The 15,515-nt window shown below is 40.0% G+C and carries 13 protein-coding genes; 2 read left to right on the top strand and 11 right to left on the bottom strand.

The genetic code is table 11. The features are described from left to right. The first annotated feature begins 75 nt into the window (after positions 1 to 75). Complete coding sequence (locus FLM47_RS17930) at positions 76 to 2,322, top strand: carbohydrate binding family 9 domain-containing protein (RefSeq protein WP_178957195.1); 2,247 nt, start codon at positions 76 to 78, stop codon at positions 2,320 to 2,322. Between the two features lie 92 nt (positions 2,323 to 2,414). Here the strand turns inward: FLM47_RS17930 and FLM47_RS17925 are convergent, their stop codons facing one another. From FLM47_RS17925 to FLM47_RS17895, 7 genes are all read right to left on the bottom strand, one after another. After that, positions 2,415 to 3,119, bottom strand: coding sequence for a TorF family putative porin (locus FLM47_RS17925; protein ID WP_138607893.1), 705 nt, complete (start codon positions 3,117 to 3,119; stop codon positions 2,415 to 2,417). Between the two features lie 8 nt (positions 3,120 to 3,127). Further along, positions 3,128 to 4,345, bottom strand: coding sequence for a BCCT family transporter (locus FLM47_RS17920; RefSeq protein ID WP_178957193.1), 1,218 nt, complete (start codon positions 4,343 to 4,345; stop codon positions 3,128 to 3,130). 165 nt (positions 4,346 to 4,510) lie between these two features. Then, positions 4,511 to 6,178, bottom strand: coding sequence for a choline dehydrogenase (gene betA, locus FLM47_RS17915; protein ID WP_178957192.1), 1,668 nt, complete (start codon positions 6,176 to 6,178; stop codon positions 4,511 to 4,513). A 9-nt stretch (positions 6,179 to 6,187) separates the two neighbouring features. Continuing rightward, positions 6,188 to 7,651 (bottom strand): betaine-aldehyde dehydrogenase, encoded by a 1,464-nt coding sequence (gene betB, locus FLM47_RS17910; protein WP_178957191.1) that lies wholly within the window; start codon positions 7,649 to 7,651, stop codon positions 6,188 to 6,190. Between the two features lies 1 nt (position 7,652). Continuing rightward, entirely contained in the window at positions 7,653 to 8,228 is a 576-nt protein-coding gene (betI, locus tag FLM47_RS17905; RefSeq protein ID WP_138607901.1) for a transcriptional regulator BetI, read from the bottom strand. Positions 8,229 to 8,667: 439 nt separating this feature from the next. After that, complete coding sequence (locus FLM47_RS17900) at positions 8,668 to 8,970, bottom strand: hypothetical protein (protein ID WP_138607903.1); 303 nt, start codon at positions 8,968 to 8,970, stop codon at positions 8,668 to 8,670. Continuing rightward, entirely contained in the window at positions 8,970 to 9,227 is a 258-nt protein-coding gene (locus tag FLM47_RS17895) for a DUF3081 domain-containing protein (protein WP_138607905.1), read from the bottom strand. The genes FLM47_RS17900 and FLM47_RS17895 overlap by 1 nt, the downstream gene beginning before the upstream one ends. Positions 9,228 to 9,373: 146 nt before the next feature. On the opposite strand from FLM47_RS17895, the gene FLM47_RS17890 reads away from it, so the two are divergent. Beyond that, on the top strand, positions 9,374 to 10,654 hold the full coding sequence (locus FLM47_RS17890; protein WP_178957190.1) for a flavohemoglobin expression-modulating QEGLA motif protein: 1,281 nt from the start codon (positions 9,374 to 9,376) through the stop codon (positions 10,652 to 10,654). 72 nt (positions 10,655 to 10,726) lie between these two features. Here FLM47_RS17890 and FLM47_RS17885 read toward each other — a convergent pair whose 3' ends face one another. The 4 genes from FLM47_RS17885 to FLM47_RS17870 form a co-directional block, all read right to left on the bottom strand. Continuing rightward, positions 10,727 to 11,530, bottom strand: coding sequence for a DUF1338 domain-containing protein (locus FLM47_RS17885; protein WP_178957188.1), 804 nt, complete (start codon positions 11,528 to 11,530; stop codon positions 10,727 to 10,729). A gap of 27 nt (positions 11,531 to 11,557) precedes the next feature. Continuing rightward, complete coding sequence (gene astD, locus FLM47_RS17880) at positions 11,558 to 13,024, bottom strand: succinylglutamate-semialdehyde dehydrogenase (RefSeq protein ID WP_178957186.1); 1,467 nt, start codon at positions 13,022 to 13,024, stop codon at positions 11,558 to 11,560. Positions 13,025 to 13,032: 8 nt separating this feature from the next. After that, positions 13,033 to 14,067, bottom strand: a complete 1,035-nt coding sequence (gene astA, locus FLM47_RS17875; protein WP_178957176.1) for an arginine N-succinyltransferase — start codon at positions 14,065 to 14,067, stop codon at positions 13,033 to 13,035. 69 nt (positions 14,068 to 14,136) lie between these two features. Continuing rightward, the gene (locus tag FLM47_RS17870) at positions 14,137 to 15,342 is read right to left on the bottom strand and encodes an aspartate aminotransferase family protein (protein WP_178957175.1); all 1,206 of its coding nucleotides are present in this window, start codon (positions 15,340 to 15,342) and stop codon (positions 14,137 to 14,139) included. Positions 15,343 to 15,515: the final 173 nt, after the last annotated feature.

Genomic DNA, 15,515 nt, shown 5'->3' with positions numbered 1-15,515 from the left:
ACAAACATATCTGTATAATTTACACTCCAGACCAAAGTTTACTTTTAACAAGTAAATAAACCTAAATGGATGTTTATGCAGTACTTTATACCTACAAAAATAATAAAATTGCTGTTGTTGACCAGCTTCAGCTTTGTTTTAACTCTCAGCCCCAATGCACTTGCCGATAAGCTTAATTATCAACTTGCACACATTAATAAAAACATTGATGTGGATGGCGTGCTTAACGAGCCGCATTGGCAACAAGCAACCCGCGTTGCGGTAAACTATCAAGATGAGCCGAATGAAAAAGGCACGCCACCGGTAAAAACCGATGCGTATATTTATGACGATGGTCATAATTTGTATGTAGCTTTTGTAGCTTATGACACCGATCCGAGTAAAATTCGTGCAGCGCTTCGTGATAGAGACACGCTTTGGCAGGATGACAATGTTGGTTTGGTAATTGATACCTTTAACGATGAGCGTACTGGCTATGAGTTTTATGTAAACCCACTGGGTGCTCAAGGCGACATTCGCATGACGGATACCGACGAGTGGGTGTCAGATTTATCCTGGGATGCTATTTGGGATAGTGCCGGTACCATAAACGAGCAAGGTTACGTGGTTGAAATGCGTATCCCGTTTAAAGCACTGCGCTTTGCACAAAACCAAGCCGACTCTACTTGGGGCTTTTCGATGATGCGCAACTATCAGCGTGATGTGTTGTATCAATTATCAAGTACCGGCTTTGACCGTGATATTAAATGTAGTTTATGTCAGTTTGACAAAATAACTGGATTTAATAATTTAGCACCGAGCAAAAATCTGCAATTAACGCCAACCTTAACCGCATTAAGAAACGATCAAAAAACACAGGTACCTGGCGAATGGGATAACGGCGATGTAGATACAGAAGTAGGGCTCGATCTGCGTTGGGGTATTACTAAAGATGCAGTAATTAATGCCACCATAAACCCTGACTTTTCTCAGGTAGAAACCGATTCGTTAGAGCTGGATGTAAACACCACATATTCTATTTATTACGCTGAAAAACGCCCGTTTTTCTTAGATGGCGCGTCTTACTTTAAAAGTAATTTATTTGAACTGCTCTATACCCGCACCATAGCTGAGCCTAATATTGGCGCCAAGCTCACCGGTAAAACCGACAGCCATAGCTATGCGCTAATGTTTGCAGATGACGACAACAGTAATGTTTTACTGCCTAGTAACCAAGGGTCTGGTTTTGCCAGCCTAAATGATAAAACCAAGGCAGCGGTGGCGCGATACCAATATGATATTGGCCAACAAGGGACCATAGGAGTAACCACCACACATAGAGAAAGTAGCGACTACCATAATACGGTGTTATCGGTTGATGGTAGCTATTGGTTTAATCAGTCAGATACACTTAATTATCAAATAGCCAATGCTGATACCAACAACTCTAAATTTTTAGTTGATAACTACAATTTAGCAGAGTCTCAGTCTGATATGGCGTATGCATTAAAGCTGACTCGCGATAAGCGCGATTATAAGCTTTATGCAACGTATGACAATATTGGTGAGGATTACCGCACCGATTTAGGTTATCAAGAAAAAGTAGACTACGAAAAAGTAGGTTTTGGTGGCGGTCAAACTTGGTATGGTGATGAACATGACATGCTAACAACATGGTCATACACCGCCGATTGGGATAAAAGCTGGGCTCAAAATGGCGACTTGCTTGAAGAAGAATATGAAGGTTACATGACCTTTCAAGGTCAAAAGCAGTCTGTATTTGAGCTTGGTTTGTTAAATCGCTATGAAAACTATAATGGCAATTTTTATAACCAAAATATTGGTTATTTTTATACGGCTTTTAGGCCGACTAAAGATTTGAGATTATCGTTATACGTCGAATACGCAAGCCGTATAGATTATACCAATGAGCAGTTAGGTGATGTTTTAACTACACAATCACAGGCTGTTTGGGATATTAATAATCACTGGCAGTTAGATGTTAGACATAATTATAGTCATTTAGATGATTACCAAGGGCGACGCGTATTTACCGCAAACCTTGTAGATTTTAGGCTTTATTATAAGTTTAGTATGCGCGCTATGCTTAAGCTGATTTTACAGTTTGAAGATATAGACAGAAATGAAGATGCTTACTTTTACCAGGTAAGCGAAATCAACAAAGATTATGGTAGTCAGCTGGTTTACTCATATAAAATTAACGCACAAACGTTATTTTACTTAGGGTATTCAGATAAAGGTTATCAGGATGACTCGTTAAAAAGCATTGAGCGTGACCAACGTACTTTCTTTACTAAAGTCAGTTATGCGTGGCAGTTATAACGCTATAAATACTATAAAAGCAAGATTTTGCTAGGCAATAAAAAACACGCTACTGGGTAGCGTGTTTTTTTATAGAAAGCAAAAGCTAACTATTACAAGTCAAAAGTACGTGAGATAGCAAGTACAATTCGCTCATCTGCGTAATCGTAGTCTAAGCTGGTATTCTCAGCTGCTACTTCAATACCAAACCCTTCATAGCTTGTTTGGTACGCTAAGCGGTAATGATGATACGATTTATCGCCCTTAGCTTCATCCCACTGAAATTTATTGCCATCGAGTGAGTTTGAGATATCAAAGCTAGCACGAATTGCATGATTTGGAGCAATCTCGAAAGTGTGCGCAATCATCGAAATCACATGGCCTGTATCGTAGCCAAAGTAATCCCAGCTGTACCAAAAGTTAAGCTCTGTTTGACCGTAGTCACTGGCATAACCAAATTTAGTATACGCTTCTGCGTAGTTACCATCGCTGTTATTACCTTGGTAAGTGTAATAAGCAATACCGTAATCAAGGCTTACTTGTTCGTTTAACTGAATGTATCGGCCTACATAAGCATCTAGTTCGAAGTCTGTGTCATCACCAAAATCTACATTTGATGCCCATACACCTGCATACACACCGTTATCGTACGCATAGTCAAGACTTGCTTGTAGCGCAGGGTCGTTATCTGTTTGAGTAACACCATTAAAGGTGTAATCAGAGGCAGCGGTAATCGTTGTTGACCAGTTAGCTGCTGCTGTTGTTGACAAAACCGTTAATGGTAAAGCGATAAAAAGTTGTTTTAATTTATTGTTCATGTGGTTTCCTAGCTGATAGTTTCTATTTTTGTGTAATCAATTTTATTCGCTTTAGGCGATCCTTCGATATTGCTGACTGTTTTAAATTTGCTGTAGGCAATAAAACCTAAGCAGATAAAGAATAAGCCAATAACTAAAGCACCAACCCATTGAATTTGCAAAAACTCAAGTTTAAATAACAGTGTCAATAATGATAAAGCGATAACGTTCATAGCAATATATTTAAACTTGCCTAAGCGTTTTACAGTTAAGTTTAAATTATCTGTGTATAAACGGATCAGTGAATCAAGCGAGTTTATAACAAACACGATACCTACAAACACCATGGCAAAGTTTTTGATGCCTGCAGTTGGAATACCCGCCTCGTGGTAGTGATATAACACACTAAACCAGATAGCGATTGGTATTGACGGGAAAATCAACATAGCGCCCAATACTTGGTATGTTTTTAAACCACCAACAAAACGCGATGTAAACTGACCAATCATGATGCTCCACGCAAACCACCAAAATAGATAAAACTCATGGTAATCATTCAGTGGCAATACAAATTCATTGATGTTGGCGAAGTAATTGCCAATTAAACCTATATTTTGAGTAAATGCAGAGAGTTCGCTATCGCCAAATAAGAAGGCATCAGCCCACATAAAACCAATTAATGCGATAAACAACCAAGTAGTGGCAATGCTTAAAAAGCGTACGTATTTAATATCGGTACTTGAATACACCGCAAAACAAATAGCGGCAAGTACAATTAAGTAAAATGCTGGAATAACACTTGAACCATCACCAAGTTCTGGTATATACCACGGTAGATTGCTTAGCAGTAAGTATGCGGTAAACGCACAAGTACCAATAATGACCACGTTGTTTAAAAATTTAACCCATGGAATTTCAAAAAACTTCACTTTGGGCTCTATTACACAGAAATAAAAGCACGTAAGAAAATAAAATCCCCAAATTAAAAATCCCCAATAACCAAACTCAATAGAGAGCGGGTTGGCAAATGCATATTCTGGGCTTGCTTTTATGTCTGCATAACCGGCAAATTCGGTTAAAGGAAACATAATAAGGCCAACGTCTAGGCCAGAGGTAAATAGGATTGCTATAAAGGTGAATGTTCTCACTGGTGTGACGCCTACTACGCGTACATTGCCCCATTTTATTAAAATAGTAACAATGGCAAGTAAGGTAAAAATAATGCCAGCATTAAGCCAAATAGTCATTATCGCCCTCCCAGAATGAATAAAAGTAACACATATATACTCCGTTTTTTATTGTGCTTGCATTAACACCGGCATAACCTATTTATGCTTGTGAGCCACTGCAAGGTACATAAAGGCACTCTTTAAGCATTTTGCTTACGAGAGAGGCCTTTATGACAGGCTAAATTAAAGGTTTTTATTTCGTTGTGTAGTTTGCCAATCAGTGGCATTCACAACATCAACTCCTGTATGAGCTAAGGGCTTATTTCCTAGAATAATATCCACGGCTTTTTCGGCCACCATAATCGTAGGGGCATTTAAATTACCGTTCGGTATGGTCGGAAAAATTGACGAATCAACCACACGTAAGCTTTGTATGCCATGCACTTGAGTGTTTGAGTTAACCACGGCCATATCATCTTCACCCATTTTACAAGAGCAAGAAGGGTGATAAGCACTTTCTACGGCTTGGCGAACAAAGGCATCAATTTGCTCATCAGTTTGAACTTGTTGCCCTGGTTGAATTTCTTCACCACGAAATTGGTTAAATGCTGGTTGTTCAATGATTTCGCGTGTTAAACGTACGCACGCTCTAAAGCCTTCAATATCGTCTTGATGCTCTAGGTAATTAAATACAATTTTAGGTGGCTGTGTTGGATCAGCTGATGCAATAGTGACACTGCCTCGGCTCTTAGGCTTGTTATGGCCTACATGCACTTGAAAACCATGCCCTGCAAAAGCACTACGACCATCGTAACGCATAGCGGCCGGTAAAAAGTGATACTGTATGTCAGGCCATTCAACACCTGGCTTTGAGCGAATAAAGGCACATGATTCAAAATGATTAGTTGAGCCTAAGCCTTTGCGAGTTAGTAGCCATTTTGCGCCAATTAAACCTTTAGAAAACAAGCCTAACTTACCGTTTAAAGTAATCGGTTGTTTACACTTATATTGAAAGTAAAACTCTAAATGATCTTGCAGGTTTTGGCCTACACCTGGTAAGTGATGTTTTACTTCAACGCCTGCTTTCTCAAGTGCTTGAGTATCACCAATACCTGAAAGCTGTAGTAGGTGTGGTGAACCAATAGAGCCTGCGCTTAAGATAACTTCTTTATTTGCTTTTGCAGTTTTAACCGCGCCATTAAGCTTGTATTCAACGCCGGTTGCTTTTTTACCATCTAAAATAACGCGCTGGGCAAGAGCACCTGTAACGATTGTTAAGTTGCTACGATGCTTAATAGGATCTAAATATTCTCGAGAGGCTGAGCTACGCACACCGTTTTTAACGGTCATGTGCATAGGGCCAAAACCTTCTTGCTGAGCACTATTGTAGTCATTTGTTGTTGAATAACCGGCCTCTGCACCCGCTTCAATAAATGCAGTGTATAACGGGTTCTCCATGTTATTGCCGTTATTAACACCTAGCGGACCTTTGCCACCACGATGGCTATTTTCACCTAGGTAAAAGCTTTCTGCTTTTTTAAAATACGGTAAACACGCTTGGTAATCCCAGCCGTTAGCACCGTGCTGTTGCCATTCATCAAAATCTTTAGCGTGGCCACGCACATACACCATGCCATTAATCGATGATGAGCCGCCAAGAACTTTACCGCGTGGGCAATGCATTTCACGGTTATCTAGATGTGGCTCTGGTTGCGTATGAAATTGCCACGCAAACTTATCTGTATTCATTGGAATAGAGAGTGCCGTTGGCATTTTTATAAAGATGCTTTTATCGCTGCCGCCGGTTTCAAGTAACAATACCTTGTTACTTGAATCTTCAGACAAGCGATTTGCTAACACACAGCCTGCTGAGCCCGCACCTACAATAATATAATCAAAAGAGTGGTTCATGATGATTCCTTAAAACGGGCTTTCTATGTCGGCCATGCCAACATAAATAGATTTAGTTTGTGTGTAATGATCTAGAGTCTCTATGCCATTTTCACGACCAATACCCGATTGCTTATAACCACCCACTGGCATCTCTGCTGGTGAGTTACCGTAAGCATTAATCCAACAAATACCGGCTTGCAGTTGATGAATTACGCGATGAGCGCGTTTAATGTCGCTGGTGAAAACGCCTGCAGCTAAACCTAAGTGAGTGCCATTAGCGCGGGCAATCACATCATCTTCATCATCAAAGACTAAAACGCTCATTACTGGGCCAAAAATCTCTTCTTTAACGATAGTCATTTCATCATTGCAATCAACAAACACAGTCGGCGCTACAAAATAGCCATTTGGCGCTGCTTCTGGAGAAAGCGTTGAACCACCTGTTAATAGTGTTGCGCCTTCTTCAAGACCTTTGTCGATGTAACTCATCACTAAATCTTGATGCTTTTTAGAAATAAGCGCGCCAAAGTTAGTGTTTAGATCTTGTGGGTCGCCGGCAATAATATTGTTTTCAGTGCGTGTTTTAAGTTCATCAATAAATTGTTGGTAAACATTTTTGTGTACGTAAATACGGGTACAGTTAGTGCAAATTTCACCTTGGGTATAAAAGTTACCTAGCATAGCGGCACTTACTGCTTGCTCTATATTGGCATCATCAAATACTAGTAATGGCGATTTACCACCGAGCTCCATAGTCACATCTTTTAATGTGCCTGCAGCACTGGCTACAACTTTTTTACCTGTACCTACTTCACCAGTAAACGATACTTTATCAATATCTTGATGTGCAGTAAGCCATTGACCTACTTCGCCCGCGCCTTGCACTACATTAAATACGCCAGCAGGAACGCCTGCTTCAATAAACACTTCGGCTAATTTAATTGCGCCAAGTGGTGTTTCTTCAGATGGCTTAAAAATAAATGCATTACCCGCTGCAAGAGCAGGACCTGACTTCCAACATGCAATTTGTAATGGGTAGTTCCATGCACCAATACCTGCACAAATACCTAGAGGTTCTTTGCGAGTATAATAAAAATCATCGCCAACCATTTGCTGTTGACCAACTTGTGCAGGGGCAAGGCCTGCGAAATATTCAATAACATCTGCGCCTGTTTCAATATCTACGCAGTTAGCTTCTTGCATTGGTTTACCAGTATCGAGAACTTCAACCAGGGCAAGCTCGTCATTGCGCTCGCGTAAAATAGCAACAGCGTTTAATAAAATACGGCTGCGCTCAATAGGGGTCATCGCTGACCAAACTTTAAAGCCTTGTTTTGCACTTTCTATCGCTGCGTTTTGAACATACTCATCAGCGACTTCAACGGCATAAATTACCTGGCCGGTTGCAGGGTTTACTACATCAAATGTTTCGCCGCTTTTATTCGCAAGGAATTGGCCGTTGATAAAGTTTTGATAAATAGGTGTAGTCACGTTAGGCTCCATATTGCTTGATAAGTGAATGCACGTAGTTTTTAGCCAGTGATTCACTGTGTTTAAACTGATTTTCGTCTGATTGGCTTAATACGGCACGAAGCCATAAGCCATCAATCATTGCTGCGGTTAATTCGGCCGCGAGTGTCGCTTGCGCCAAAGGCATTAATTGCTTAAATGAAACGGTTAAATTGCTCTGCAAGCGTTTGCTGTTTACTTTTTGTAAACGATGAAGTTCCTTATCGTGCATTGATTGCGCCCAAAAACTTAGCCACGTCCGAGTGGTATCTTTTCGTTGTTGTACTAGCGCAAAGTTTGATTCAACAATAAACATTAACCTTTGAGTTGCAGTGGTGTTTTCATCAACTTTATTAATTAAGTCGTCTTTCAAGTTCGAGAGTAAATAACGCACAGTTGCTTCAATTAGCCCCTGTTTCCCACCAAAGTAATGACTAATTATGCCTGATGACATTCCAGCATTTTTACTAATGCTATTAATTGTAGTCGCTTGAAGCCCTTTTTGAGCAACTGATTCTATAGTCGCGTCAATTAGCTGCTGACGCCTTACAGGTTCCATTCCAACTTTGGGCATAATTTTTATTAATTGAACGTTCAATAAAGATTAAGCTTAAGGTAATAGCTCTAACAATTCAAGGCTTGTGTAAATAGCAAGAGAGTAAAGTATGGATAAATGATTAACAAAATGAGTATTAAATGATGCAAAATTAACAACATAATGATTTATATAAAATCAATAAATAACAGTGGGTTATATTTGTTTTTTGTGTTTGCTTATATAGTGTAATTAATTGTTTACGAGGTAAGAGAAACTTTTAGTGATTTATTTGTTAGTGCGTTAACTATTAGAGTACTAATTGTATTTTTTACCAGCAGGGTAGTTATGTGAAGGTAAAACGAATATATCTGTTTTTCCGATGAAATACCGATTATAGAAAGGGAGATGGGAGGTAAATTAACCGAATGTTAACCTAAGAAGGGGTAAAGCAAGGTGCTGTTTAGGTTTCAACAACACCTTTAAATAGAAGGGGATAACGTCTTAAGCGATTGCCAATATAATCATCGGCCATGATCTGTTCACAAATTTCGTCGATGTTATCAGTAGCTTCAAACACCCAATCAAAACGTTCAATCGCGAGCAAAAAACCGCGCTTTAAGTGTGTTTGTTCGCGGTAATAAGCAAGGTTATTTTTTATCAGTTGCAGCTTTTCAGGTTCAGCTTTTAATTGCGCAATAACTTGGTGAATAAACTGTAAATTGCGTGAACCAGTTGGCCTATTTCGTCTATTTGTTGGTCGCATTACTCTTCGTTAGCTATGTTGTAGAGTTTCTTCAAAAAGTCGTCTTTGTGTTTGTCATGTTCATAATCTAAGTGATAGGTATTATGAAATCCAAAACGTAATAATACCCCACTACCTTGTAAGTAAACGGTATAGCCGTCAATATCAGAAAATGCAGTGACCCCCTGATAAAGCTTACCTTCTTCTGTGGTTTTACCACGTTGCTGGATACGTTCGTAAACCGCTAGAATCTGTTTGTTGTCGATTTCATTTTTCATTGTTTATACCTTTTATTTATTCTCTCATACGGGGTAGATATGCGGGTCGATCATCATAAAAACAATAGTCAAGAATGTGCGATATTGCTTTGTTATTTTCAATTTATAAATTATGCTCAAAGTTCACTTTATGTTGAGCTTTTACCATGATAGACAAAGCGTTACTTTTAAAAACTCGTGAATTATCCGACCAACTTATTGCACTGCAAACCCCCATTAGAATACTCGATGCAATTAATTGGGATAAACAGACTAAAGAAGAGTTTTTTAGGCAAAAATGTCAAAAAAATCCTCTGATAGATCGTGCCTATTACCAACAGCGCGATTTAGGATTTGTGCCTAGTGAGTTGCGCCAAGCATTTTCAACACTGCATCGTAATATTATTAATCAGTTGGGACAATTAAACCCAATAACCCAATATATGGGTAAAATGTGTGGTGAATATAAAACAGTGCTCAATATGCTGGAGCATCGAGGCACTGCCGAATTTCATGACTTGTCGGTAGAGCTATTTGGTCACCCAAAAGATCTTTTTCATGCTGGTGAGCCTTCTTTATCTGAGCTTGCTAATATGCTCGAGCAGCCATTAAAAAGTTTACTTGATGCGAACATTTTGCCTGAAGATCCTAAAAATATTGATGCCAGTGATGCGGTGCGGATTTTATCTGAACAAGTTAATGCCAGTATGCAAGGCATTAATGTTGAAGTAATGCTAAGTGACGGAATTGTCAGTGATGCCGCAGCAGGAGCTAACAATATAAAGCTTAATCAAGATGTTAAGTTTTCTCAGCGCGAATTAGATATTTTAGAGGTACACGAGGGCTGGATCCATGTAGGCACCACTCAAAATGGCTTAGCGCAACCTTATTTAACTTGTTTGAGTAAAGGCACGCCAAGCTCTACCGTTACCCAAGAAGGGCTTGCAGTACTGACCGAAATAATTACTCTTAAATCAACACCACGTCGCTTATCAAAATTAGTAAACCGTATTCAAGCGGTCACCAAAGTGATTGATGGTGCTGAGTTTGTAGATATATACCGAGATTATGTAGCACAAGGGTTATCAAAAGACGACAGCTACACCCTTGCACAGCGTGTATTTAGAGGTAGCACCGCAACCGGCTTACCGTTTACTAAAGACATTGCTTATATAAAAGGCTTTGTATTGGTTTATAACTTAATTCGGGTGGCGATACAGCTTGGCAGAATTGACCAATTACCGCTATTGCTGGTGGGTAAAATATCAATTGATGACTTTAGGTTAATATCGCAACTACATGATTTAGGTGTGATTGAAAACCCGCAATTTGTGCCGCCTCATTTTAAAGATTTAAGAGGACTTGCTACGTGGCTGAGCTTTGGTCGTTTTATTGGTAATTTGTCATTTGAACAATTAGAAAACGACTACAAGCCGTTGTTTTTATGATTTATAAGTGAGCTTTTTCTCAGAAACAAAAAAAGCCCAAAAATGGGCTTTTTTTAATTTAGCACAACACAGTTAACGTGCGTTGGTGCTCTCGAAAATTTTATCTGCAGAGGCTGCAACAAATCCAGTGTAAATTTCACCATCTGGTTTTGGATAACGAATAGCAAACTCGTAAAAACAGCTAGGAATGCGCATATCGCCATCGCAAAAGGTCACAGCGTATTCATCAGCTAATGTTGATGATTGCTCTAGTAGCACCTCTGGTGAGCCTTTTACTTCGCCTCCTGAGGTATTAAGTGCAAAACCTGCATCTTTAAGAGCTTGGTTTACATCATGGATGTTATCAAATTTAGCTAAGGTATTAATGTTCACAGTAAAATGATTTGCACGGTAACCCCACGCAGACATCCACGCTGCATATTCGCTCTCAGCTAATAACTTTTTGTATGTATCGGTGCTTACTTGCCAATGTGTGCCTGAATATAAAAAGTTATCGGCAGTCACAGCGCTTTCGTCAATTTGTGCAACCATATCAGTAACGATAGCTTGAAGCTCAGGCGAACATTTTTCAACTAATAATTCAGAAATAAACACTTTAGGCTGTGTCGGATCGCTATGTTCATAATGCTTGGCGTAGAGCTTTTTTGCTTCAAAGTGGTACTCACCACATTCTTTATAACCAATAGCTAAAAAGTGCGCAGCTAGTTTTTCAAGGCCTACTTTTTCTATGTTAAAAGTACGCAAAGCAATATGATCGTTAATAATGTCGTCTTTTTGCGTTGAGCCTAATAAGTCATGAATTTTATCAGCTGATGGCGTTACTGTTAGGTAGTTTTGCCATAAGTTATCAAATAATGTGTTTACATCAGTATGCATGGTAAATCCTTAAATTTTCTAAAATTGTTATTCAATTATTAAGCCCGGCGCGAGGGTTTGCGGTAAGTTAACTTTTTCTGACTCTACTGAGGCCACTGGGTATGCGCAGTAATCTGCAGCATAGTATGCACTGGCTCTGTGGTTACCACTGGCACCTATGCCACCAAATGGCGCTGCGCTTGATGCGCCTGTAATAGGGCGGTTCCAGTTAACAATACCGGCACGAATACGCTTTAAAAAGTGGCTGTAATCATCTTCGCTGTCTGCAAGTAAACCTGCAGATAAACCAAAGCTGGTGTTGTTCGCCTCTGCTATAGCGCTATCAAAGTCAGTGTAGCGGTATACTTTAATTAGCGGGCCAAAGTGTTCTTCATCAGCGATTTCATCGATATTAGTGACATCAATAATACCAGGGCTGACAAACCCAGTGCCTGGTTTTAATTGTTTAAGCTCAACGAGTACCTCAGCACCTTGTTTAACTAGGTCAGCTTGCGCTGCAACCATGCCTAAGGCGGCTTTTTCACTGATCATGGCACCCATAAATGGTTGTTCGGCTGCAAAGCTATCATCTACAAGAATATTTTTGGTTGCGCTGATCAGCTTTTCTAAAATCGCATCGCCATTGGCTGATTTTTCAATAAATAATCGACGTGAACAAGTACAACGCTGACCCGAAGTAATAAAGCCCGATTGAATAATATCGTGAACGGCGGCGCTCACATCAGCAACATCTTTAACCACCAGCGGATTGTTACCGCCCATTTCAAGCGCTAAGATTTTACCTGGATGGCCTGCAAATTGTTTATGTAATAAATGGCCTGTGTTTGAGCTACCAGTAAAAAATAAGCCATCGATATCTTGATGTGAGGCAAGTGCTTTACCTGTTTCTAGTTCACCTTGAACAAGGTTTATAACCCCAGCAGGTAAGCCTGCTTTTAGCCACAGCTCTAAAGTAAACTGCGCGACATGAGGAGTTAATTCAGATGGTTTAAACACCACGGTATTACCCGCTAATATAGCAGGGACTATATGACCATTGGGTAAGTGGCCTGGGAAGTTATACGGGCCAAAAATAGCCACTACACCATGTGGTTTATGGCGAATAAAGGCTTTTGCGCCAGGCATTGGGTTTTCGGTTGTGCCAGTACGTTCATTGTAAGCACGGATAGAAATAGCAACCTTGCCTGTCATCGCACCGACTTCTGTGCGTGTTTCCCATAATGGTTTACCTGTTTCACGAGCAATAATGCTAGCAAATTCTTCGCTGTGTTCTTTTAATTGGACAACGAAGTTTTCTAAAATGGTAATACGTTGTTCAATTGGCATATCGGCCCATTGAATTTGCGCAGCTCTTGCCGCTTCTATGGCACTACCAACTTGTTCGGGGCTGGCGCCATTACCTTGCCAAACAATTTCGCCATTACTTGGATTAACAGAATTAAAAGCAGGGCCTTGGCCTGCGTGCCATTGGTTATTAATTAGTTGTGTGTTCATAAATAGTGTTACAGGCGGAAAAATCGCGCTGCATCTCCTTGATTTAAATGAAGTGCATCAGCTACTTCTTGGCTGATAACTAAGGTGTGCTTTGCTTGATTATAATGAGCGTGTTTAGTGAACGTGGCTCTAAAGTCGCTAACTCCTTGATTACAAATAGCAAGGGTATCTGAGCTTTGCTCATTAATATGTTCAAGTTCACCAATGGTAATAGGGCAAACCTGTGAATCACGAATACTGCGAATATTACCGAGCTTTGCCTCTACCGTGGGGCCTGCGTCAAATAAATCAACGTAGCCACGATGTTCAAACCCTTCTTTTTCAAGTAACTTAAGTGCAGGCTTGGTTTTATCATGGACATGGCCAATCACCGCTTGTGCATTTTTACTTAGTAAGTTTACATAGATAGGGTATTTGGGCATAAGCTCGCTAATAAATACTTTATCGCCTAAGCCTACTAAGTGGTCGGCTTGTGGAAATTCAATACTAAAAAAGTGTTCTTGTAACCATTGCCAAAATGGAGAGTGCCCCTGGTCATCACTCACGCCACGCATTTCAGCAATTACAGTGTCGGCAAAGCGTTCACTATGCTGTGCCATAAATAAAAAGCGTGAACGTGATAAAAATCGACCTGTTAAGCCTTTTCTGCTGTCTTCACGTAAAAATAAAGTACATATTTCTGAGCAACCAGTGTAGTCATTACACATACTTAAAATATCAACGGTATTGTAAACGCCTAAAGTGGGTGAATGATGGACGGTTTTACCTAAATGGTAATGGTACAAAGGTACAGACAAGCCGACGGCTGCTTCAATGGCGGTAGTACCAATTACTTTGCCAGTGTCACTGTCTTCTAAAACAAATAAATAGCTTTCGTCGATAGGCTTATCAACGTTTTTAGTAAAGCTGTTTTGTGCACGGTCTATTTTTTCTTGTAGTTGCCCATCATCGACAGGTAAAGAGGTAAAACCATGGCCTGATTCAATGGCAATCTCTTTAAGTGCTGCAAAATCATTGACAGTAATAGGACGTAGTACTTGCATTAATTACTTGCTCCGATAAAGCCCTGAGGTAAACATTTATCTCAGGGCTTAATATGTTTTACTTAGTGATTAACCGTTTACAACTTCGCTCACTGCTTTTTCAAAGCGAGCTAAGCCTTCTTTAATATCTTCAAATGGGATCACTAATGAAGGCGTAAAGCGGATAACGTTCATTCCGGCGACTAAATTCATTAAACCGTTGTTAGCACTTGCGACTAAAAAGTCGCGAGCACGGCCTTCAAACTTCTCATTTAATACCGCACCAATCAGTAAGCCTTTACCGCGTACTTCACTAAATACATGGTATTTTTCGTTAATAGTATTTAGACCATCACGGAACATTTGCTCACGTTCTTTTACGCCATTTAAAACCGCAGGGGTATTTACTGTGTCAAAAGCCGCTTCTGCTACAGCACACGCTAATGGGTTACCACCGTAGGTAGAACCATGAGTGCCTATTTTTAGGTGAGCTGCAATGTCAGTAGTGGTGATCATCGCGCCAATTGGGAAACCGCCACCTAATGCTTTAGCCGTGGTTAAAATGTCAGGAATAACATCTAGGCCTTCGTATGCGTATAAGTGACCTGTACGGCCAACACCCGTTTGCACTTCATCAAAAATTAGCAGTGCGTTATGCTTAGTACACAGTTCACGTACTTTTTGTGCAAATTCATTGGTTGGTGGCACAATACCGCCTTCACCTTGTAATGGCTCCATCATTACCGCACAAGTATCATCACTAATTAAGGCTTCAAAAGCGGCAATATCATTGTAATCACAATGAACAATATCAGCAGGTTTTGGACCAAAACCATCAGAGTAAGCGGCTTGGCCACCCACTGTTACAGTGAAAAAAGTACGGCCATGAAAGCCTTTATTAAAAGCGATAATTTTAGATTTTTCAGCACCAAATTTATCCAGTGCAAAGCGACGCGCTAATTTTAAAGCCGCTTCGTTTGCTTCAGCTCCTGAGTTTGCAAAGTAAACTTTTTCAGCAAAGGTCGCATCAACCATTTTTTTAGCTAAGCGAAGTGCTGGCTCATTGGTCATTACATTTGCTAAGTGCCAAATTTTCTCGCCTTGCTCTTTAAGTGCGCCTACTAATGCAGGGTGGCAATGACCTAAACAATTAACCGCAATACCACCGGCAAAATCGATAAATTCGTTATTATTTTGATCCCACACGCGTGAGCCTTCACCACGAACCGGAATAACTGCAGATGGGTTGTAGTTAGGGACCATTACGTCGTTAAATAAATCTCTGGTTACTTGCATTTTTACACCTAAATTAATCACATAAAAAAATACGTTGCTGAAAAATAACGCTAAGCTCAGGCTTATTCAGCAATACAATGCGTTTTACTTGTTAAAAGTGTCATTATCAAAGGTTATGAATTAAATTTGCAGTGCTATTTTGTGAAAAATGATTAGAATAATGGTCAAATCAA

This window comes from Pseudoalteromonas sp. Scap06, assembly GCF_013394165.1.
Lineage (GTDB): Bacteria > Pseudomonadota > Gammaproteobacteria > Enterobacterales > Alteromonadaceae > Pseudoalteromonas.
The sequence above is the reverse complement of the archived record's forward strand: the minus strand, read 5'-3'. Positions and strand labels throughout refer to the sequence as shown.